Origin of the sequence: Cohnella laeviribosi DSM 21336, assembly GCF_000378425.1 — a bacterium.
GTDB classification, from domain to species: Bacteria; Bacillota; Bacilli; order Paenibacillales; family Paenibacillaceae; genus Cohnella; species Cohnella laeviribosi.
On sequence record NZ_KB899837.1, the window covers coordinates 25290 to 45591 of the forward strand.

The 20302-nt window shown below is 60.6% G+C and carries 18 protein-coding genes; all 18 read right to left on the reverse strand.

The features are described 5' to 3' along the window. Positions 1-11: 11 nt before the first annotated feature. The 18 genes from F560_RS0116710 to F560_RS25125 all read right to left on the reverse strand — a co-directional run bounded on the left by F560_RS0116710 (position 12) and on the right by F560_RS25125 (position 20242). A complete protein-coding gene (locus F560_RS0116710) occupies positions 12-1616 on the reverse strand; it encodes an ABC transporter permease (protein WP_019006907.1) in 1605 nt (534 codons plus the stop codon). Then, the gene (locus F560_RS0116715; protein ID WP_019006908.1) at positions 1613-2524 is read right to left on the reverse strand and encodes an ABC transporter ATP-binding protein; all 912 of its coding nucleotides are present in this window, start codon (positions 2522-2524) and stop codon (positions 1613-1615) included. Before F560_RS0116715 ends, F560_RS0116710 begins: the two co-directional genes overlap by 4 nt. Positions 2525-2881: 357 nt before the next feature. Further along, the gene (locus F560_RS0116725; RefSeq protein WP_019006910.1) at positions 2882-3769 is read right to left on the reverse strand and encodes a carbohydrate ABC transporter permease; all 888 of its coding nucleotides are present in this window, start codon (positions 3767-3769) and stop codon (positions 2882-2884) included. 13 nt (positions 3770-3782) lie between these two features. Next, a complete protein-coding gene (locus F560_RS0116730) occupies positions 3783-4664 on the reverse strand; it encodes a carbohydrate ABC transporter permease (RefSeq protein WP_019006911.1) in 882 nt (293 codons plus the stop codon). Between the two features lie 89 nt (positions 4665-4753). Continuing rightward, positions 4754-6085 (reverse strand): extracellular solute-binding protein, encoded by a 1332-nt coding sequence (locus F560_RS0116735; RefSeq protein WP_019006912.1) that lies wholly within the window; start codon positions 6083-6085, stop codon positions 4754-4756. Between the two features lie 111 nt (positions 6086-6196). Continuing rightward, positions 6197-6985: a response regulator transcription factor gene (locus F560_RS0116740; protein ID WP_019006913.1), complete on the reverse strand. Its 789-nt coding sequence runs from the start codon at positions 6983-6985 to the stop codon at positions 6197-6199. Then, the gene (locus F560_RS0116745) at positions 6960-8738 is read right to left on the reverse strand and encodes a cache domain-containing sensor histidine kinase (protein ID WP_019006914.1); all 1779 of its coding nucleotides are present in this window, start codon (positions 8736-8738) and stop codon (positions 6960-6962) included. Before F560_RS0116745 ends, F560_RS0116740 begins: the two co-directional genes overlap by 26 nt. Positions 8739-8989: 251 nt before the next feature. Continuing rightward, positions 8990-9994: a LacI family DNA-binding transcriptional regulator gene (locus F560_RS0116750; protein WP_019006915.1), complete on the reverse strand. Its 1005-nt coding sequence runs from the start codon at positions 9992-9994 to the stop codon at positions 8990-8992. A gap of 103 nt (positions 9995-10097) precedes the next feature. Then, positions 10098-10913 (reverse strand): 5-deoxy-glucuronate isomerase, encoded by an 816-nt coding sequence (gene iolB / locus F560_RS0116755; RefSeq protein WP_019006916.1) that lies wholly within the window; start codon positions 10911-10913, stop codon positions 10098-10100. Between the two features lie 19 nt (positions 10914-10932). Beyond that, positions 10933-11970: an inositol 2-dehydrogenase gene (gene iolG, locus F560_RS0116760; protein ID WP_019006917.1), complete on the reverse strand. Its 1038-nt coding sequence runs from the start codon at positions 11968-11970 to the stop codon at positions 10933-10935. A 13-nt stretch (positions 11971-11983) separates the two neighbouring features. Next, complete coding sequence (fba, locus tag F560_RS0116765) at positions 11984-12847, reverse strand: class II fructose-1,6-bisphosphate aldolase (protein ID WP_019006918.1); 864 nt, start codon at positions 12845-12847, stop codon at positions 11984-11986. Between the two features lie 22 nt (positions 12848-12869). After that, positions 12870-14315 carry a CoA-acylating methylmalonate-semialdehyde dehydrogenase gene (locus F560_RS0116770; protein ID WP_019006919.1) on the reverse strand — a complete coding sequence of 482 codons (1446 nt, stop codon included), beginning with the start codon at positions 14313-14315 and terminating at the stop codon, positions 12870-12872. Between the two features lie 33 nt (positions 14316-14348). Then, positions 14349-15356, reverse strand: coding sequence for a 5-dehydro-2-deoxygluconokinase (iolC, locus tag F560_RS0116775; RefSeq protein WP_019006920.1), 1008 nt, complete (start codon positions 15354-15356; stop codon positions 14349-14351). Continuing rightward, the gene (iolE, locus tag F560_RS0116780; protein WP_019006921.1) at positions 15353-16270 is read right to left on the reverse strand and encodes a myo-inosose-2 dehydratase; all 918 of its coding nucleotides are present in this window, start codon (positions 16268-16270) and stop codon (positions 15353-15355) included. Before iolE ends, iolC begins: the two co-directional genes overlap by 4 nt. 68 nt (positions 16271-16338) lie before the next feature. Beyond that, positions 16339-18204 carry a 3D-(3,5/4)-trihydroxycyclohexane-1,2-dione acylhydrolase (decyclizing) gene (gene iolD / locus F560_RS0116785; RefSeq protein ID WP_020621291.1) on the reverse strand — a complete coding sequence of 622 codons (1866 nt, stop codon included), beginning with the start codon at positions 18202-18204 and terminating at the stop codon, positions 16339-16341. A gap of 115 nt (positions 18205-18319) precedes the next feature. Next, positions 18320-19162, reverse strand: coding sequence for a sugar phosphate isomerase/epimerase family protein (locus F560_RS0116790; RefSeq protein ID WP_019006923.1), 843 nt, complete (start codon positions 19160-19162; stop codon positions 18320-18322). An 81-nt stretch (positions 19163-19243) separates the two neighbouring features. Then, positions 19244-20008: a LacI family DNA-binding transcriptional regulator gene (locus F560_RS24265; protein ID WP_156829032.1), complete on the reverse strand. Its 765-nt coding sequence runs from the start codon at positions 20006-20008 to the stop codon at positions 19244-19246. A gap of 3 nt (positions 20009-20011) precedes the next feature. Continuing rightward, the gene (locus F560_RS25125; protein ID WP_019006925.1) at positions 20012-20242 is read right to left on the reverse strand and encodes a LacI family DNA-binding transcriptional regulator; all 231 of its coding nucleotides are present in this window, start codon (positions 20240-20242) and stop codon (positions 20012-20014) included. Between the last annotated feature and the right edge of the window lie 60 nt (positions 20243-20302).

The following is a 20302-nucleotide window of genomic DNA, read 5'->3' on the forward strand; positions in this document are numbered from 1 at the left end:
GGCTTCCGCATTTAAGGCCGAAGGTCCCGCCGCCGCCAGCCGGACAGCCCCGCTGCGGCAAGCGCCGCCGACAGGAGCAGCATCCAGAGCAGCGGAGGGAAGGAGACGTCGCCTCCGGGCAGCCTCGGGATATGGGTGAAAGGCGAAAGGTCGAGCGCCCAGTCCGGCAGGCCGAGCAAGGCGCCGAGCTGGCCCAGCAGCAGGAACGCGGCCAGCATTGCCCAGCTCAGCGCGGCCAGCCGCGGCAGCAGGCCGAAGAGAAGCAGCGCGATGCCGGCCGGCACGTAGACCGCGGGAAGCTGAACGAGCGCGCCGGCCAGCACGCGCGGCAACTCGCGGCCTACGTCGCCCGCGCTGAGACCGTAGGCGAGCCCGGCCGCAAGCCCGCCCGCCGCCAGCGCGGCCGCCGGGCCCGCGAGCGCGAAGAGCAGGTGTCCAGCCGCCCACCTCAGGCGGCCGACCGACGTGGCAAGCAGCGGCTCGGCGCGCCCTTCGGTTTCTTCCGTCCGCAGCCGCAACACCGCTTGGATGGCGTAGGCGGATACCGCCAGGGCCAGAATATTCATCGTTGCGGCAAAATACGTATCCGCAAGCCCGGAGCTGCCTCCGAGCTTCTCCAAAATGTCGATCAGCTGCGGGCTTTCGGCCAATCCGTCGGCCGCGCTTTTCGCGACGCCGCCCAAGGCGAGCCCGAGCGCGGCGAAGCCGGCCGACCAGCCGTACAGCGCCCCCCGCTGCAAGCGCCAGGCCAGCGCGAGCGGACTGCGGAAGCCGGGCCCGGCGGCCGCCGGACCGGGACGCGGCGGAACGATGCCGGCTCCGATGTCGCGGCGCGCCGACAAGCGGTAAGCGGTTGCCGTCAGCACGGCGACGGCCCCGAGCGCCAGCGCGAACGGCCACCAGCGTTCGTCCGCATAGGGGCGAACGCGCTGCATCCAGCCGATCGGCGACAGCCACGTCAGCCAGCCCATACCGCCGCTTTCGCCGACATCGCCGACCGCCCGCAGCGCGAACACCAGCCCGAGCGCCGTCACGGTCATGCTTCGCGCCGTTCCGGCTCCTTCCGAAAGCTGCGCGGCAACGCCCGCAGCCGCCGCAAAGACCCAGCCGGCGGCCGCCATCGACAGCCCCAGGGCAAGCGAGCCTGCCGCCGGCAGACCGGTGCCGATCAGACCGGCGGCCATGAGCAGGCCCACGGCCAGATCGGCGGAGAAGACGACGATCAGCGCGGCGGTAAGCCCCGCATGATGGCCGACGGCGGTCGCGCCAAGCAGCTCGCGGCGTCCGGCTTCCTCGTCCGTCCGCGTGTGGCGGATCACGGTCAGCGCGCTGGCCAGCGCGACGAAGATCAGGTTCAGACTCGACCGCCAGGCCGCCAGGGCGCCGACGCTCGAGCCGAACACCGGGCCGTAAAAAGCGGCCATGGCCGGATTGCTTGCAATGGTGCCGACGAAGCGCGCCCGCATCTCCTCGGACGGATACAGCTCCGCGATGCTGGAGCCGTAGCCGAGCGGAAGAAGCGCCAAGACGATCACCCAAACCGGCAGGATCAAGCGGTCTTTCCGCAGGAAAAGACGAATAAGCGAGCCGGCGCCGGTCCAAATGTCCTTGTTCATCTCCGTTCTCCTCCCGCTTCGATCCCTTCTCCGTAATGCCGCATAAACAGCTCCTCCAGCGTCGGCGGGGCGCTGACCAGGCTTCGCACGCCGAACGGAGCGAGAAAGCGGACGACCCGGACCAGCTCGCCGGCGTCGACGGCAAAGCGCGCGCGAGTGCCGCCGTCTTCGACGACCGGATCGTGCACGCCGGGCAGTTCGGACAGCCCGGCGACCGGCAACGCGGTCTCGACGGAAATGGACGTGCGGGTCAAATGCCGCAGCTCGGCGAACGTCCCCGTCTCGACGATACGCCCCTGACGAATGATGCTGACGCGGTCGCACAGCGCTTCGACCTCGGCCAGGATGTGGCTGGAGAGCAGCACCGTTTTGCCCTCCGCTTTCACCTCTCTTACGCATTGCTGAAACACCGCCTCCATCAACGGGTCCAGCCCGGAGGTCGGCTCGTCGAGGATGAACAGCTCGGCATCCGAGGCAAAGGCGGCCACCAAGGCGACCTTTTGCCGGTTGCCCTTGGAATAGGTCCGGCACTTCTTGGTCGGGTCGAGCGCAAACCGCTCCAGATATTCGGCCCGGCGTTTCGGATTCATACCGCCGCGAAGCCGGCCGAGCAGGTCGATCACCTCGCCGCCGGACAGATTCGGCCACAGGCTGACATCCCCCGGCACGTAGGCCAGCCTGCGGTGGAGCGTCACCGCGTCGCGCCACGGATCGCCGCCGAGCACGCGCGCCTGCCCTCCGTCCTTGCGAAGAAGGCCGAGCAGAATGCGGATCGTCGTCGATTTGCCCGCGCCGTTCGGACCGATGAACCCGTACACTTCGCCCTGTTCCACGCGCAGATCCACTTGGTTTAACGCCAGATGCTTGCCGTAATACTTCGTCAGCTTGTTCAGTTCGATAGCCGGCATCCAAGCCACCTCCGATTGTGAACGAATAAAATTAAAATCGTTCAAATAATAAAAATCAAATGCCAATTACGTGAACTATTATAAATAAATTCGTTCACTTTTCACGAACGCCATATCGCGCGCCGAACGGGCAAAAAAGGCCCTTTGCGCCGAAATCGCGCAGCGGACCGGAATCGGGCATAACGGCAACACCATTTGCTCCCTCTCGCACAGCCGGACGGAAAACGTTCAAGAAACACCCCCCGTTCGCGCGCCGAAAGCGGCGTTCCCGCAGGACAACCGCCGAGGACCAGGCAATAAAGCGAGTCAAAAAAAATCGCCCCGAATCTCCAACATGGAGACTTCGGGGCGATTGCATTATCCCTTGACCGAACCGGCGGCGATTCCTTCCACGATCCGGTCGCTTAAGAACAGGTACGCGACGAGGATCGGCAGGATGCTGATCATCAGCGTAGCGCCGATTGCACCCCAGTCGGTCGTATATTGGCCGACGAAGTTCTGGACGCCGACCGTCAGCGTCTTGTTCGTGTCCGAACTGATGAACGTGTTGACGAAGATGAATTCGTTCCAGTTGTAGATCAGGTTGATGATCGTCGTTGTCGCGAGCACGGAAGCGGTCATGGGCAGGATGATCCGGAAAAACATCCGGTTGACCGAGCAGCCGTCGATGATCGCCGCCTCCTCCACTTCCCGCGGCAACGCATAATAGAAGCCGAGCAAAATCATGATCGTAATCGGCATATTAAACGCGACGTACGACAGGATGAGCGACAACGGGCGATCCGTAAGGCCGAGCTCGCTGAACATGCTGAACAACGGAATGAGGGTGGAATGGACCGGAATCATCATCGCGACCATGAAGAGGCCGAGCACGAAAGCGCGTCCTTTCCATTTCATCCGCGTCAGGGCGAACGTCACCAGGCTTCCCAGCAGGACGGTGATCACGGTCGCGACGACCGTAATCCAGACGCTGTTCAGGAAGTAGACGCCGATATTGCCCGCGTTCCATACTTTCGCGTAGTTTTCCCAATGCGGATTGAGAGGCGGCGACAGCGCCGGCTGATCGAATACTTCCTGGTTGTTTTTTAACGAGAAAAACAGCAGCCATACCAGCGGAAGCAACTGCAGCACGGCCACGGCGACCAGCACGACGTAGAGCAGCGCGTAACCGAACTTGCGTCCGATCTCCGGCCTTGCTGCGGGCATGCTGTTGTTTTGAAGGCGCCCCGCGTCTCCGATCGTCATGATGCGTTCCTCCTTACGAGTATTGAATCGTGTCTTTGGCGGCGGTCAGCTTGCGGATGACCCAGGTAACGAGGAGGCAGATGACGAGCAGGAAAAAGCTGATGGCACTTCCGTAGCCGAAATCGTAAGCTCTGAACGCCTCGTGATACATGTAAGAGGCCATCACTTCGCTCGCGCCGTTCGGACCGCCGTCCGTCATGACGAAGATCAGGTCGAAATATTTCAAGGACCCGACGGCCGCCAGGACGATCGTGACCTTCACGACCTCCATCACGAGCGGAAGCTTGATCTTCCAGGCGATTTGCAGCGCGTTCGCGCCGTCGATCTTCGCCGCTTCTTCCAGCGAAGACGGAATGTTTTTTAATGCGGCATAGTAAATGAGAATGTAAAACCCTGCGTACTGCCACAAGATCGGAATGAACAAGGCATACAGTACGATCGAAGGCTCGGCAAGCCATGCGGGCGGATTGTCGATTCCGATGGAAACAAGCAAGCTGTTCAGGATGCCGTTCGTCGGATGATAAACCCGAAGCCACAGCTGGGCGATGGCCACCGACGACAACAGCATCGGGATCAGGTAAATTTTGCGGAACAGGTTCGCCCCCTTGATCCGGGCGGCCAGCACCATCGCGACGATCAGATACAGAATCAGGCTAAGCACCGAGAAGATCGCCAGCAGGCAAGAATGCCCCGCGCTGCTCCAGAATGCCTTGTCTTGCATCAACGTTTTGTAATGGCCCAGACCGATGAACGTCATCGCGCCGATGCCGTTCCATTCGTGCAAGCCGTAAAAGGCGGTCAGGACGATCGGGATATAGACGATCGCCAATATCAGAAGCAGGGCAGGCAGCACATACAGCGCAATCATTTTCTTGTTCGACAATACTTTATCCAAAGCGGCTGCACCCTTTCCGAATGAATCAGGGGATGGCGGCCCGATCCGGTCGAATCGTCCGCCTCCCCTTTATCGATGCCAGAGAACCGTCAGTTTCCTTTGGAGATGGCCGCCGTATGCTCTTGGGCGAACTTCTCCGGCGTCACGGCTTTGCCGAAGAGCGCCTGAATCATGTTCAGATGGGTTTCGGCGGCATTCGGTTTCATTTGGACATCCGCGAACAACGTAATGCTGCTCGCCTTGTTCATCTCGTTAAACAGATCGATATACAGCTGCGGCAGATCCATCGTGGACGTATCGACCTTCGTCGCCGGGATGACGCCCGCGCCGGTGACGGATTGCTCGCCCCATTTGGTCACGAAGTATTCGACGAACTTTTTCGCTTCTTCTTTGACCTTCGAGTTTTCCGATACGAACAAGCCTACGCCCGGACCGCCGACCCAGCTGTTGATGTCGCCTTTCCCGCCTTCGACCGTCGGGAACTTGAAGAAGCCTACGCTGTCGCGGAACGATTTCGGAATCTCTTCGTTGGTCGTGAAATTCGGAAGCTCCCACGTGCCCATCAGGTACATCGCCGCTTTGCCGTTCAGGAATTCCGATTTCGCTTCTTCGTTGGACAGCCCGTTGAAGCCTTTCACAAACGCATTGCTGTCGACAAGCGCTTGCACTTCTTTGGCCGCTTTCACGAGGCCTTCGTCTTCGAACGAACCGGAACCGCTGATCGCGTCGGCCAGCACTTTTTGTCCCGCGATGCGGTCTGCCAGGTACATGTACCAGAGGGAACCGGTCCAGCGGTCCTTGTTGCCCAGCGCGATCGGCGCGATGCCTTTGTCGGACAGCGTTTTCACGATTTGCTTGAATTGTTCGTACGTTTGCGGAACCTGCAAGCCGTTTTGCTCGAAAATGGTCTTGTTGTAGTAGACCGGAGCGATGTTGAATTCCAGCGGAAGCGCATACGTTTTGCCGTTAATCGCGTAAGCTTCGGTGGTTCCCGCGACGAATTTGCCGTTCAGCTCGCCCGTCAGCAGGTCGTCAAGCGGCGTAAACAGCTTGCCGTCCACGTACGGCTGCAGGAATCCGGCCGCCCAAGTCACGCCTACATCCGGCAAATTGTTCGACGAGCCCAGCACTTTCAGCTTGTTTTTGTACTGCTCGTTGTCCAGCACTTCCTGCTTGATCGTGACGTTCGGATGCTCGTTTTGGTACGCTTCGATAATCTGGTTGACGATCTTGTTCTGCCCTGCGGAGACGCCTTCCGGCCACAGATGCATGAACTGAATCGTAACCTTGTCTCCGCCGGCATCCTTGCTGCCGCTGGGTTCCGCAGCGTTCTGGCCGGCATCGTTTTTTCCGCAGCCAGCGAGAACAAGACCCAGGGTAAGCGCCAAAGCCATCGTCGTTGTCCATTTCCGCTTGAACACGTTTACAACCCCTTTTCCGTTGAAGAATTTGTTTTTGTAATCGCTTTAATGACATGCTATCACCGGATCGGGTTTGGTTGAAGGTCACGGGGATTGGGACGATGACCACTTTTATTGGATTTTTTCCTCGGAATCGGCCAGGTTTTGACGATACTGCCCCGGGCTGACCGACTCCAGGGAACGGAAGACTTTCGCGAAATATTTTGCCGACTGATAGCCGACGCGCTCGGCGATCTCCTGAATCGGCAGACGGGTGCCCGCCAGCAGCTCCTTGGCCCGCTGCACCCGCCTGCGGGTCAAGTAATCGCTGAACGTAAGGCCGGTCTGTTCCTTGAACAGCACGCTGAAATAGCTGGCGTTCAGATGCAGGCGATCCGCCACTTCGCGCAGCGACACCGGCTCCGCCAGATGCTCGTCCAGATAGCGGATCGCTTCGCGCACGAAGGTGCCGTGCTTTAGCTCCTGTTCTCCCGCTTCGATCAGCTTCGGATCGACGAGCTTCTCCATCCGCTCGATCCGATGCAGCTCTTCCTGCCTTTTGAGCGCGCGCTCGATGGCCTGAACCAGCTTGGACTTGTCGATCGGTTTCAGCAAATATTCGACGACGCCAAGCTGAAGCGCTTTATGCGCGTAGTCGAATTCGGGATAGCCGGAGATGACGACGACGACCGGCGGATGCGGCATGCCGCTTAGCGTTTCCACCAGATCAAGACCGCCGATCTCCGGCATCCGAATGTCGGTGATGAGCAGATTAGCTTCGTTCTCCTTCAGCCAGGCAAGCGCCTCGACGCCGCTCGACGCCGTTTCGATCCGGTAACGGCCGAGCGACCATGCCTCCAGCGTCTTGCGGATGCCCTGTCTCGTTCTGGGCTCATCATCTACGATCAGAATCGTCTTCATGCGGCATTCCCCCCCGAGTTTCGTTTGGGATCTCGAAGCTGAACGTGGCGCCCTGGCCCTCCGTGCTGCAAATGTTCAGGCCGCTCGCCCGACCTTCGTAATAAAGCTGCAGTCTGCGCTGGACGTTGACAATGCCGACGCCCGCGCCCCTGCCGGAGACCGAGCGGCCCTGCTCCATCGCTTCGCGCAGCGAGCGAAGCGTCGCTTCGTCGATGCCGGGCCCGTCGTCGCTGACCGACACGACGGTATATCCCGGCCGGGACGAAGCGCAGGCGCGCAGAATGACCGTTCCCGGCCCGACGCGCTGCTCTACGCCGTGCAGAATCGCGTTTTCCACCAAAGGCTGGATGAGCAGCTTCGGGGTCGGCACCCGGCGGCTCTCCTCGTCGGCTTCGATCCGCCAGGACAAGCGATCGACCATGCGCATCTCCATGATCTGCAGATAACGCTCGGCATGATCGAGCTCGTCCCCGAGCGTCACCCACTCGTCCTCGTCCGGACGGCCGATCACGTAGCGGAACAGGCCGGACATGGCGACGACGATGCGCGCCAGTTCTTCCTCCCCTTTATCCTCCAGCGCCCAATAGAACGCTTCCAACGTATTGAACAGAAAGTGCGGATTGATCTGCGCCTGCAGCGCTTTCAGCTCGGTGCGGCTCTGGTTGATCTCTTTCTGGTAAACGACTTCGATCAGCTCGTTCAAATGCGCGACCATCTGATTGTACGTGTGATTGAGTTCGTTGATCTCAACCGTGGAAGACGTGCTCGGATTCGGCCTCAGCGTGCCGAGCCGGGCGCCGCGCATCGCCTTGATCAGGTTGAGGATCGGCCGCGTGATCATCGTCGACAGAATGAACGCGAGAATCAGAAACAGCAGGCCGCCTACGGCGCCGGACACGATAACGGCGGCGCGAAGCACGGAGATGCCTTCGGTCGTATAATCGACCGGCGTCAGGATGGCGAGCGTCCAGCCGGTCGTCTCCGACCGCTCCCGGACCGCGATATACTTCTCTCCGGCGACGGTGACGTATCGGCCCGTCCCGTTGCGAATCGCCTCCGCCCCTTCGGCGGACGGGAAATCGGACGAGATCGTGCGGCCCGCTTCGTCCAGCAGCATCATCGATTCCCGGGCGGAGGGATCGCGGTCCGCCGACGAATCGGCAAGGCCGAAATAACTCCGATCGATGCGAACGGTCAAATAGCCGCCATGCGAAAAAGAGCGTTCGACAAGCCGGACCCGGCGGATGGCGACGACGACGTCCGTATCGTTCGGATCGAGCCCAAGCCAGACCAGCCGTCCCTGCTCTTGATCCGCCCTGGCGATCCATTCGGCCGGCACCCGGCTGTTCAAGCTTGCGTCGTCGAGCGGGAACAGCCTTCGGTAATCGGTCGTGTACAGCTCGAGCGAACGGATGCCCGTCGCATACGCCTGATAGTTTCCGGCAACCTGCTGCAGCGACTGGCGCTCTTCGAAGCTCGCCCGCCTCCCCTCGGCCTCACGCGCGAGAAGCCGCTGCACGGACACATTCGTGGCCACCTGCGTCGTCAGCGTATCGATCTGTCCCAGCAGCGCCTCCAGCTTGCCCGTCGCCTGAACGGCGGTCTGCTGAATATGCCGTTCGGCGCTGTTGCGCAGCAGAACCGACACCCTGTCGTAAGTAAAAATTCCGGCCGTCGCCAGCACGATCAGCATCACGAGCATAAAGCCGGTAAAAATCTGATTCCGCAACGTATTGATCCGTCCGAGCTTCATCCAACTCTCCTACCTTTCGGCCAGCACCGGTATGCCTCATCCATCGTTTACCGTTCAAACCAAGACGGTAAGCGCTATCACTTTAACTTTGGCGGAATGCATCTTCGCATTTTTCTCGCAATCCAGTATTACTAAACCTCCGTCAGGGACCTTTTGTCAATCAGAAAATGATGTTAGCTTCGCGATAAAACGCAAAAACCGCATGAAGCGAAAAATGCTCGCATGCGGTTCAATCAATGGACTTAGACCGTTTATCGAACGGGACCGGTCGACTGCCGGACGGTCAGCTCCGGCCGAATGACGACCCGCTGCTTGGCGGCGTCCGCATTGTCCAGGTTGTGGATCAACAATTGAAAAGCCTGCTTGCCCATCTGTTCGATCGGTTGAGCGACCGTCGTCAGCGGCGGGTTCGTCACGCTGGCCAAAATGGTGTCGTCAAAACCGACGATCGACAGGTCGTCCGGCACTTTGACGCCAAGCTGTCTCGCTACCTGCATGGCGCCGATCGCGAGCAAATCGTTGCAGCAAAAAATCGCCGTCGGCTTGTCTGCGCGCGCCAGCAGTTCCTGAGCGCCCCGTCTCCCCTCCTCGATCCGGTATTCGCAAATGACGATGTCGGCGTCGTCAAACGGAACGCCCATATCGAGCAGCCCCTGCTTAAAACCCCGAATGCGCTCGCGGCTGCTGCTCACCTTCAAGTTCTCGGAGAGAATGGCCATGCGGCGGTGGCCCAGTTCGGCCAAATGCCGTGCGGCCAGCATCCCGCCCACAAAGTCGTCGGCGACGACCGTATCGGCGGCCAGCGCAAACGTCTCCCGCGAGATCATGACGAAGGGAACGCCTCTTTCTTGAAGTTGCGTCAAAATGTCCAGGTTGTCGATGCCCGTCCCGATGATGATGCCGTCGACGCTGTTCTGCTCAAGCACGGAAATATACCGTTCGACGCGCTCGTCCTTGTTGTCCGTGCTGCAAATGATGACGCTGTAGCCGGTCTGATGGGCATGATCCTCGATCGCGCGGGCGATTTCGCTGAAAAAAGGGTTCGAAATATCCGGAATGAGCAGCCCCAACGTATAGGTTCTCTTCCCGACGAGCGCGGATGCGATCCGGCTCGGCTGGTAGTTGAGCTTTTCCATGATTTTGAAAATTTGCTCGCGCCGCTTCTTGCTGATCTTGCCCTTCCCGTTAATCGCATTGGATACCGTGGCGATCGACACGCCGGCCTCTTTGGCCACGTCATAAATCGTCGCTTTCATTCGGGTCCCTCTTAAGAAAATAGTAAGGGATGGGCGCGCCATCCCCTCTCTTTATTACAATTATAGGAATCCGCCGGGACGGTTGCAACCGTTGAGCGCCCGCTTACGGCTTCGCGTTTGCCGACAGGATCCAAGCGTGGTCCGGATCGTTATGAAACTTCCAGGTGCGGCGCGGACCGGCCATTACGTTCAAGTAATAAACGTCGTAGCCTGGAGGAGCCGACACCGGATGATAGCCGCAAGGCACGAGAACCGCCTCGCCGTCCTTGACCGCCAGCGTCTCGTCCAGCGAGCGGTCGTCCGTGTAGATCCGCTGAAGGGCAAACCCCTGCTCGGGCCGGACGCGAAAATAATACGTTTCCTCCAGCAGCGATTCATCCGGCAGCGCGTCCCTGTCGTGCTTGTGCGGCGGGTAGCTGGACCAGTGCCCGCCCGGCGTGAACACCTCGACCACCAGCAAGCTGTCGGCCGGTTCTTGCTCGGGCAAGATGTTGTGAACGCGGCGCTCGATCGCGCCGCTGCCGCGGATTTCGATCCCGACTTGCTCGGGCGGGATCAGCCGGGCGGGATGACCGCCGCTTCCCGGAGCGGAGCAGACGGCCAGCTCCAGCGCCGTTTTGGCCTCCACCCGGTAGCGGTCCCCGCTCGGCACGTAAACGGAGTACGGCGGCGTCTGCTCGAACACGCTCATCCTGCCGCCGATTCCCCGCCACTGCTCGGTTGAAGTGGCGACATCCGCCACCCCGCTCAGCAGGACGAGGCACACTTCCCGCGCGCCCGTCTCTTGCGCGAGCGACTGTCCTTCGGACAGCTTGAACACCTCGAAGCCGACGTACGTCCAGCCGGCAGAAGCCGGCGTAATCGAAATCAACTTGCCGCTTGCGGCGTTGGAGTCCGGGGTAATCAGCAATTTGGACAACCGTCGCACCTCCCTTTCGTCAATTGGCCTGCAGGCTCCGCAACTCCGCAATTTCGTCAAGCTTGACGACGCGATTCAGCCGGAAAGACCATTTTGCGGCCAGCGCGATGCGCTCGGCCTGCAGTCCGTCTTCGCCGTCGACCGGCACCGGCGTGCCGTTGGCTAGACTGTCGATGAACTGCCTGGCTTCGTCCTCGTACGCTTGCGCATACCGTTCCAGGAAGAAATGAAGCGGTTTGTCGGATGAGATTCCCGCTTCCGTACTGACGACCGCCGAATTGGGAAAGTCGTTCGCCGCGGCCACCGCTCCTTTCGACCCGAACACTTCGACGCGCTGGTCGTACCCGTACGCCGCTTTGCGGCTGTTGTCGATGACGCCGAACGCCCCGTTCGCGAACTTCAGCGTAATGACCGCGGTATCGATATCGCCGCATTCGGCAAACACCGGATCGACGAGCACGCCTCCCTGTGCGAAAACTTCGACGACTTCGCTTCCGGACAGAAAACGGGCCATGTCGAAATCGTGAATCGCCATATCCATAAACAGGCCGCCCGAAGTCCGGATATACGCTTCCGGCGGCGGGCTCGGATCGCGGGACGTAATCTTGACGATGTGCGGGACGCCGATCGTTCCGCTTTCCACATGTTCTTTCACCCGTTTGAAATTATGGTCGAAGCGCCGGTTGAAGCCGACTTGCAGCTTGACTCCCGCCTTGCGGACCGCCTCCAGCGCTTCCTCCGTACGCTCGATCTCCATGCTGATCGGCTTTTCGCAGAAAATATGCTTGCCCGCCTGCGCCGCCTGCTTGATCAGAGGCACATGGGTATCCGTGGAAGAACAAATAAAGACCGCATCGATGTCCGGATGATGAATCAAGTCGGCGCTTTCTTTGGTCAACAAGCCGATTCCCCGCGCCGCCGCCCAAGCTTCCAGCTCGGGACCGGCGAACAGGTCGCTGACCGCGACGACTTCCGCATTCGGATGCCGCAGCAAATTGTCGGCATGGATTTTGCCGATTCGGCCGGCGCCGATAATGCCGATCTTTAAGGTAGCCATCTGCCGTTTCCTCCTATCCTCTTCCCGAGCTGCCGAACAACCGGATTTTGGCCCGAACCGCCGCTTGAACCGCTTCCTTCGCCGGGATGAAGTAATGTCTCGGGTCGTAAGCCTGGGGATGTTCCTGAAGATATGTCCGGATTGCCGCCGTGAAGGCCATCTGATTGTCCGTGTTCATATTGATTTTGGCGGTGCCCAGCGAAATGGCCTGCAGAATTTCCTCTTCCGGCAATCCGCTTCCGCCGTGCAAGACCAGCGGCAATCCCGTCAGCCGCTGAATTTCGCCCATCCGTTCGAAGCCGAGCCGAGGCTGGCCGCGGTACGGGCCGTGGACCGAGCCGAGCGCCGGGGCAAGGCAGTCGACGCCCGTCTCCCTCGCCAGCTTGGCGCACTCCTCGGGCACGGCATACATGGCTTCCGCTTCCTCCACGATCAGATCGTCTTCCCTGCCGGTAATCCGGCCCAGCTCGGCTTCGACGGAGGCGCCAAGCGCATGCGCCGCTTCCGTTACGCGCGAAGTCACCTCGATGTTGCGCGAAAGCTCCAGATGCGAGGCGTCGATCATGACGGACGTAAAGCCTGCGCGAAGCGCCCGGATGCATAATTCATACGTGGTGCCGTGATCGAGATGAAGCGCGACCGGAACCGAAATCCGCAAATGCTCCATGAGCGAGCGGACCATGCGCGAAATTGTCTTCAGGCCGCCCATGTACGGGACATAAGCTTCGCTGACGCCGAGAATGACCGGGGCCCGTTCGGCTTCCGCGGCCAGCAGAATCGCTTGCGCGAACTCGAGGTTCAGCAGATTGAACTGGCCGACGGCGTACCGCTCTTCCAGCGCCTTTCGGAGCATTTCGGTCATGGACACGAGTGCCATCTACGTTACCCCCCATCCGCCGTTACCAACGGGCCGTCACCATTTTCTTGCGGGTGTAAAATTCGACGCCGTCGTTGCCGTTCGCATGCAAATCGCCGTAAAAAGACTTCTTCCAACCGGAAAACGGGAAGAACGCCATCGGCGCCGGAACGCCCAGGTTGACGCCGAGCATGCCCGCGTCGATCGTCTCGCGGAATTGCCGCACCGCCGCTCCGCTTTTCGTGAAAATGCAGGCGCCGTTGGCGAATTCCGAACGATTGGCGATCTCGATCGCCTCTTCCAGCGAATCGGCGCGAACGATGGACAGAACGGGGGCAAAAATTTCGTCCTGCCAAATTTTCATCCCTGCCTGCACGTTGTCGAAGAGCGTCGGGCCGACGAAATAGCCTTGGCCGCTCGCGGCGGAGTCCTTGCGTCCGTCGCGCACCAGCAGCGCGCCTTCCTTTTCTCCGATCTCGATATATTTCAAGGTCCGCTCCTTGTGGGAATCGCGAATGACGGGGCCAAGGAATACGCCGGGCTCCAATCCGTTGCCGATCGTCAAGCCGTCCGCCGCTTCCACCAGCCTCCGGACAAGCTCGTCGCCGATTTCCCCGACCGCCACGACGACCGAGCAGGCCATGCAGCGCTCGCCGGCCGAACCGAAGGCGGCGTTGATAATCTCTTTGACGGCCAGGTTCAGGTCCGCATCCGGCATGACGATGGTGTGGTTTTTGGCGCCGGCCAGCGCCTGCACGCGCTTGCCGTGGGCGGAAGCCGTCTTGTAGACGTATTCGGCCACCGGCTGGGAGCCGACGAAGGACACGGCGGCAACGCCGGGATGCTCCAGAATGCCGTTCACCACGTCATGCGCGCCGTGAACGATATTCAACACGCCATCCGGCAATCCCGCTTCGCGAAACAGCTCGGCCAGGCGGTTGGCGAGCAGCGGCGTCCGCTCCGACGGCTTGAGCACAAACGTATTGCCGCACGCGATCGCCAGCGGAAACATCCAGCACGGCACCATCATCGGAAAATTGAACGGCGTGATGCCGCCGACGACGCCTACCGGATACCGGAACATGCCCGATTCCAGATTGGTGGCGATGTCGGGAAGCTGCTTGCCCATCATCAGGTTGGGCGCTCCCGCGGCGAATTCGACGCACTCGATGCCGCGCTGCACCTCTCCGTACGCCTCGTTGTAGCTTTTGCCGTTCTCCAGGGTCACAAGGCGCGCCAGCTCCTCCCAATGGTCCACCAGCAGCTGCTGGTACTTGAACAGCACTCTGGCGCGGCGCGGCACCGGCGTGCGGCTCCACGCCTTGAACGCTTCCTTGGCGGCCGCTACCGCCCGGTCGACATCTTCCTTCGTGGACAGCGGAACCGATGCCAGCACTTCTTCCGTCGCCGGATTGTACACGGGTTCGGTTCGGTCCGTTTGCGCATCGACCCAGCGGCCTGCAATCCAATTTTTCAACACTTGCGTCATGTTAGATGCCCTCCTCTTTGCCCGGTTCAACCGTTATCCGACAATTTCGCCCCGCTCGCAGCTGGCCATATACGATTCGACTTGATCCGCCGTAGGCATGGCGTCGGAACAGCTATGGCTGGAAATGACAATGCTGGCCGCCGAGCTCCCGAACGACATGCTCTTCTCCAGTGTCCACCCCTGCATCACGCCGTACAGGAAGCCGGCGGCGTAGGCGTCGCCGGCGCCGAACGTCTTGACGACTTTGGCCGGATACGACCGGGCCCGGTGGCTCGCTCCGTCTTTGGTATAGGCGATAGAGCCCGCTTTGCCGTGCTTGATGATGACGATCCGGGCGGCGTGATCAAACCATTTTTCCGCCGTCACCCGGTCGCTGCGGTCCGGGTTGCGCTCGAACCGCTCCATCATGTCGAACTCCTCGCGCGTCCCCAGAAGGATGTCGCACTTCTCCGCCGCCAGATTGTAATAGACGGCCGTCTCCTCCTCCGACTTCCACGTGTACGGGCGATAGTCGAGATCGAAGGCCACGACGGCGCCGTGCCTGCGCGCGTAGACCAGCGCCTGAAACACCGCTTCCCTCGACGGGCTTTGCGCCAAGGCGGTTCCCGAAATCAGCAGCATTTTGGTCCGCGCGATCAGCTCCTCGCTCACCTCGCCCGGCGTCAGCTTCAAATCGGCGACATTGTCGCGGTACATCAGGATGCTGCAATCGGTCGGACTCTTGATTTCCGTAAACGCCAGCCCGGTCACCGCGCCCGTCTTGTCGACGACCACGTTCGCGGTGTCGATGCCGTTGTCGTTCAAGTAACGGTGAATAAAACGCCCCATCTGATCGTCGGCGATTTTACCGATAAAAGCGGTCTTCATGCCCAGGCGCGACATGCCGATGGCAATGTTGGCGGGAGAGCCGCCGACATATTTCGTGAACGTGCGCGTCTCCTCCATCGGCCGGTTGATCTCGTTGGCGTTTAAGTCGATGCACAGCCTGCCGATGGCCGCAAAGTCCAGTTCCCGTCCGGCGGGAAAGTTCACATACGTCATTGCGGTTGCCCCTCTTTCTCCGATAAGATGAACTGCAAATATTGCAGCGCCTTGCTTGCGTACTCGTAGGCCGGATGGACCTTCGGATCCTGCTCGCCCTCCAGCATCACCCAGCCGCTGTAGCCGCGGGCGACGAGCTCCTCGACGATAGGCCGAAAGTCAAGGTCCCCGGTTCCCGGCACCGTAAACACGCCTTTGCGGATGCAAGAGAGGAAATCGGCCCGCTCCGCTCTCGCTTCTTCAAGCAGGGCCATGCGAACGTCCTTCAGATGCACGTACGCGATACGGCCGTAGTGCTTGCGAAGCAAGGCGAGCGGGTCCGCCCCGCCGTAAACGGCATGGCCCGTGTCATAGAGCAGGTAGACAAGGTCCGGATCGGTCATCTCCATCAGCCGGTCGATTTCCTCCGGGCGTTCCACGACCGTTCCCCCGTGGTGATGGTACGTCAGCTTGAGGCCGTATTCCCGGGCAATCGCGCCGGCCGCGTTCAACCCTTCGGCAAGGCTGCGCCAGCCTGCCTCGTCCAGTCTCACCACTTCCTGCTCGCAAGGCGAACGGCGGGGGTCGAAGTGGAGGGAGCCGCCGACCTCGCATGTGCTGATGACGGTGCTGCCCATTTGATGCAAAAACTCGGCGTGCGCCCGGTAGGCTTTCAGCTCTTCGTCTCTGCGGGCAGGGTCGGAAAACAAGACCGATTTCCATTGGGACACAAGCTGCAAGCCGCGAGCCGCCAATTCCCGCTTGAGCGTCGGAATATCTTTCGGGTATTTTCGGCCCATTTCCGTTCCTTCCAGCCCAAGCCGCTGCATGTCGTCGACGATCTGCTCGAAAGTCGTTTCCTCTCCGTGTTCCTTCACGTCTTCTCCGACCCAGTTGATGGGGTGCGCCCCCAGTCGAAACGGAAAATTGGCCATCGCTTATTTCTCCTCCAAAACGGCCCGCCGAAGCGATGCAAGGTGATTGCGGCCGGGCCGGCTCATTTTCAGTACGGTTTGGCCGCTCGGATCTTCCGCTTCATGTTCTCGTGCGCCTGAACCACTTTGTCGCTTACGGACACTTCCGCAACGCCGACATTCCACCACGACTCGTAGCCGCCCGTGTTCGTCCCGGGAACGACGGGAATATGAATCAGCGTCGATACCCGCTCCTTCTTCGCTTGTTCCAGCGCGGCTTTCAGTTCGTCCGCCGTAGCGGCGAAGAACGCTTTGGCGCCGAGACTGCGGGCGTGAGCGGCAAAATCGATCGGCAAGTAGCCGCCCGTCAGCCGGCCGGTCGCCTCCTCCCGATAGCGGAACTCGTTCCCGAAGCCGTCGCTGCCATGCTCCCGCTGCAAATTGTGAATGCATTGGAAGCCGTGGTTGTCGAACAGCAGAACGGTAATCTTCTTTCCTTCCTGCAGGCTGGTGACAAGCTCCGAATGCAGCATCAGATAGCTGCCGTCTCCGACCAGCGCATACACTTCCCGGTCCGGCTCGGCCAGCGAAACGCCGAACGCGCCGCTGACTTCGTAGCCCATGCAGGAAAAGCCGTATTCCATGTGGTACGTCTTCGGCCGGGACGGCCTCCACAGCCGGTGCAAATCGCCGGGAAGGCTGCCCGCCGCGCAGACGACGACGGCATCCGGGCCGATCGTCTCCTGAATGACGCCGAGCGCTCGCGTCTGCGATAAGCCCGCCTCGTGTTCCAGCCCGAACAGCCGGTCCGCTTCGGCATCCCAGCGTCGCTTCAAGCCCGCAATCTCGTCCGCTTCGTAGCCGCTCCGGTAACCGCGTTCGGCAAGAGCCGAACCGAGGGCCCGCAAGCCGAGCTTCGCGTCGCCTGTCAGCGCGGCGCCGCTCCATTTCGCGGCATCCAGCGCGCTGACGTTGAGGTTCACAAACTGGACGTCCGGATGCGCAAAAGCCGATTTGGACGACGTCGTGAAGTCGGAATACCGGGTGCCGACGCCGATCACGGCATCCGCTTCCTTCGCCAGCAAATTCGCCGCAAGCGAACCGGTGACCCCGATCGCGCCGACGTTCAGCGGATGGTCCCACGGCAGCGCGCTTTTGCCCGCCTGCGTCTCGGCCACCGGAATGCCGAACGCTTCGGCGAATTCGCGAAGCTCCTGAACCGCCTCCGCATACAGCACGCCGCCTCCGGCTACGATGAGCGGCCTGCGCTTGCCGGCGAGCAGCTCGGCCGCGCGCCGCACGGCTTCCGCCGCAGGCGGCCGGCGGTCGATATAATGAACCCGCCGGCGGAAAAACTCCTCCGGGTAATCGTGCGCTTCCGCTTGCACGTCCTGCGGCAGCGCCAGCGTGACCGCGCCGGTCTCCGCCGGATCGGTCAGCACGCGCATGGCCTGAAGGGCGGCCGACATCAATTGCTCGGGCCGCACGATCCGGTCCCAATATTTGCTGACCGCCTTAAACGGATCGGTAGCGGAAACGGTATAATCGCTCGCCACCTCAAGCTGCTGCAGCACAGGGTCCGGCTGGCGCGAAGCGAAATTGTCGCCGGGCAGAAGCAGAACGGGAATGCGGTTGACCGTCGCCGTCGCGGCCGCCGTTACCATGTTGAGCGCGCCCGGCCCGATGGAAGTGGTGCAGGCAAAAATCTGCTTGCGATTCTTCTGCTTCGCGTAAGCGACCGCCGCATGTACCATTCCCTGCTCGTTCTTGCCTTGAATCAGCGTCAGGCTGCCCGGGCTTCGTTCCAGCGCTTCGCCGATGCCGGTTACGTTGCCGTGACCGAAGATGCCCATAACGCCCCGAACGAATTTCGTTTCCTCGCCGTCGATCGAAACATATTGGGCGTCCAGAAAACGAAGCAATGCTTGTGCCATTGTCAAGCGCACGGTTGCCAACGCCATCCCTCCATTTCTGTATTCAGCATAGGGTCAGACATTTAGATTAAGCGCTTAATCTCCCGTCTCGACTTAAGCATACACGGAATTCTCTATCCGCACAACACATTTTTTGTTACGCTTTCACCGGCGGAAAATAAGACCGAACGACACGGGACGCCGTCTCGTAGCCGGTTCGGATCGCCCGCTCGATATCCCACTCCCAATACTCCGGCCGAAATAACTCGACGGACGCCATCTCGCCGTAGCCGATCTCCTTCAGCGTCCGCAAAATCGCATCCAAATCGATGCACCCTTGGCCCGGCCATACGCGGTGCCGGTCCCGCAGCGCGCCGGCGGGCAAATCCTCGCAGTCGTCGATGTGGAAGACGAAAATGTCGGCGGGATCGGCCTGCCGCAAATCCTCCAGCCTCGAATTCATCGCATGAAAATGGAAGCAGTCCAGCACGATGCCGACGTTGTCCCGGTCCGCCGCCCGGACGATGTCGTAAGCCTGGCCGAACGTATTGACCGAGCAGTTCGGATAGCCGACAAACTCGAACGCAAGGCGAAGGCCGTACGGCCGCGCCAAGTCCGCCAAATGGCGGAGCGCGCGCACCGTCTCGTCCTTAATCGCTTGCTTCGTATAATCGCCCACGTCAAAGGCGGGCACGACGATGACGGTACGGCAGCCGATGATGCCGCCGATCTCGCCCAAAAACTTGAGGTCGTTCACGATTTGCCGAAAGCTTTCTTCGTCCCGAAAGCTGATCTGCTCAAGCGCATTGAACGCAAGCGGCCGCAGGGCGCTCCGTTCGAAGAACGCCTTCAGCTCTTGCGGCCGATGACGCCGCAAATAGTCTTTCAATTTGTCCAGCCGAATTTCGATCCCGTCGTATCCGTGCTTCTCGCAATAGGCAAGATCAAGCTCAAGCGTGGAATGCTTCATGGTGGTCGCCTGGTTGAACGCGATTTTCATACCCCTCTCCTCCCTTTGCCTGCAAAAAAATCGGGTAATCGATTACCCTACTATGGCGCAGCTGCCATGAAGCGGCGGCTTTCAGACCGGTCCCGTCGAGCCGCGAACGACAAGCTTGGGAAACATGCGGACGGTCTGCTTCGTAGGTTCGTTCCGCTCCATCCGGTTGACGATCACTTCCATGACCTTCTTCCCCAACTCCGGGAGCGGCATCGCGACCGACGTTAGCTCGGGGAACAGGAGCGAACACCAATCGGTGTTGTCGAAGCCGACGATCGACAAGTCCTTGGGGACGTCCAGTCCAAGCTTTCTGGCCGCACGCATCGCGCCGGCGGCCATGACGTCGTTGCAGCCGAATACCGCGCTCGGCCTGTCGCGGCGGCCCAGCAACCGCCCGGCGGCTTCCTCCGCTTCTTGCAGCGTGATCGTTTGGCACTCGGCCACCAGCCCCTCTTCCGCGGCGATCCCCGCCGATTGAAGAGCGGCGTAATAGCCGCGCACCCGTTCGGCGCTGCTGTACGAGCCGTCCGCGATGACGCCGATGCGCCGATGCCCGAGGGAAACCAGATGCTCAACCGCCGCCACGCCGCCGAGATAATCGTCGACCGTCACGATATCGATGGAAAACGGCGGCTTCTCAAATGCGAACAGCACGACCGGCACGCCGTCTTCCAGAAGCTCCTTCAGCACCTCGTCGTTGCGGAACTTCGAAGCGATGATGAAGCCGTCGACCCGCTTCTGGCGCATGAAGGCGACTTGCTTCGCCTCCTTCTCGGCATCGTTGTCCGTGCTGCACATGACGATGCTGAAACCCGCTTGCTGCCCCGCTTCCTCAATGTGCTTCAAAAATTAGACGTATACGGGATTGTCAATGTCGGGGATCAGCAGCGCGATCTGATACGTGAATTTCCCCTTCATGGCCGAAGCCAGAACATTGGGCCGATAGTGCAGTTCGTCGACGATTTTCAATACTTTTTGCTTCGTTTTGTCGCTGATCCGGCCCCTGTCGTTCAGCACCTTCGACACGGTGGCCGCCGATACGCCGGCGATTCTTGCAATGTCGTAAATGGTAGGTTTCATGGTCACGATCCCGTTTTTTACCCCTATTCTACCTCAAGCGGCAGCGCAAAAACGATAGCG

Coding starts and splice junctions, on each gene's coding strand:
- F560_RS0116710 (WP_019006907.1), bottom strand. CDS start 1,616: ATGAACAAGGACATTTGGACCGGCGCCGGCTCGCTTATTCGTCTTTTC.
- F560_RS0116715 (WP_019006908.1), bottom strand. CDS start 2,524: ATGCCGGCTATCGAACTGAACAAGCTGACGAAGTATTACGGCAAGCAT.
- F560_RS0116725 (WP_019006910.1), bottom strand. CDS start 3,769: ATGACGATCGGAGACGCGGGGCGCCTTCAAAACAACAGCATGCCCGCA.
- F560_RS0116740 (WP_019006913.1), bottom strand. CDS start 6,985: ATGAAGACGATTCTGATCGTAGATGATGAGCCCAGAACGAGACAGGGC.
- F560_RS0116745 (WP_019006914.1), bottom strand. CDS start 8,738: ATGAAGCTCGGACGGATCAATACGTTGCGGAATCAGATTTTTACCGGC.
- F560_RS0116750 (WP_019006915.1), bottom strand. CDS start 9,994: ATGAAAGCGACGATTTATGACGTGGCCAAAGAGGCCGGCGTGTCGATC.
- iolG (WP_019006917.1), bottom strand. CDS start 11,970: ATGGCTACCTTAAAGATCGGCATTATCGGCGCCGGCCGAATCGGCAAA.
- fba (WP_019006918.1), bottom strand. CDS start 12,847: ATGGCACTCGTGTCCATGACCGAAATGCTCCGAAAGGCGCTGGAAGAG.
- F560_RS0116770 (WP_019006919.1), bottom strand. CDS start 14,315: ATGACGCAAGTGTTGAAAAATTGGATTGCAGGCCGCTGGGTCGATGCG.
- iolC (WP_019006920.1), bottom strand. CDS start 15,356: ATGACGTATGTGAACTTTCCCGCCGGACGGGAACTGGACTTTGCGGCC.
- iolE (WP_019006921.1), bottom strand. CDS start 16,270: ATGGCCAATTTTCCGTTTCGACTGGGGGCGCACCCCATCAACTGGGTC.
- F560_RS0116790 (WP_019006923.1), bottom strand. CDS start 19,162: ATGAAAATCGCGTTCAACCAGGCGACCACCATGAAGCATTCCACGCTT.
- F560_RS25125 (WP_019006925.1), bottom strand. CDS start 20,242: ATGAAACCTACCATTTACGACATTGCAAGAATCGCCGGCGTATCGGCG.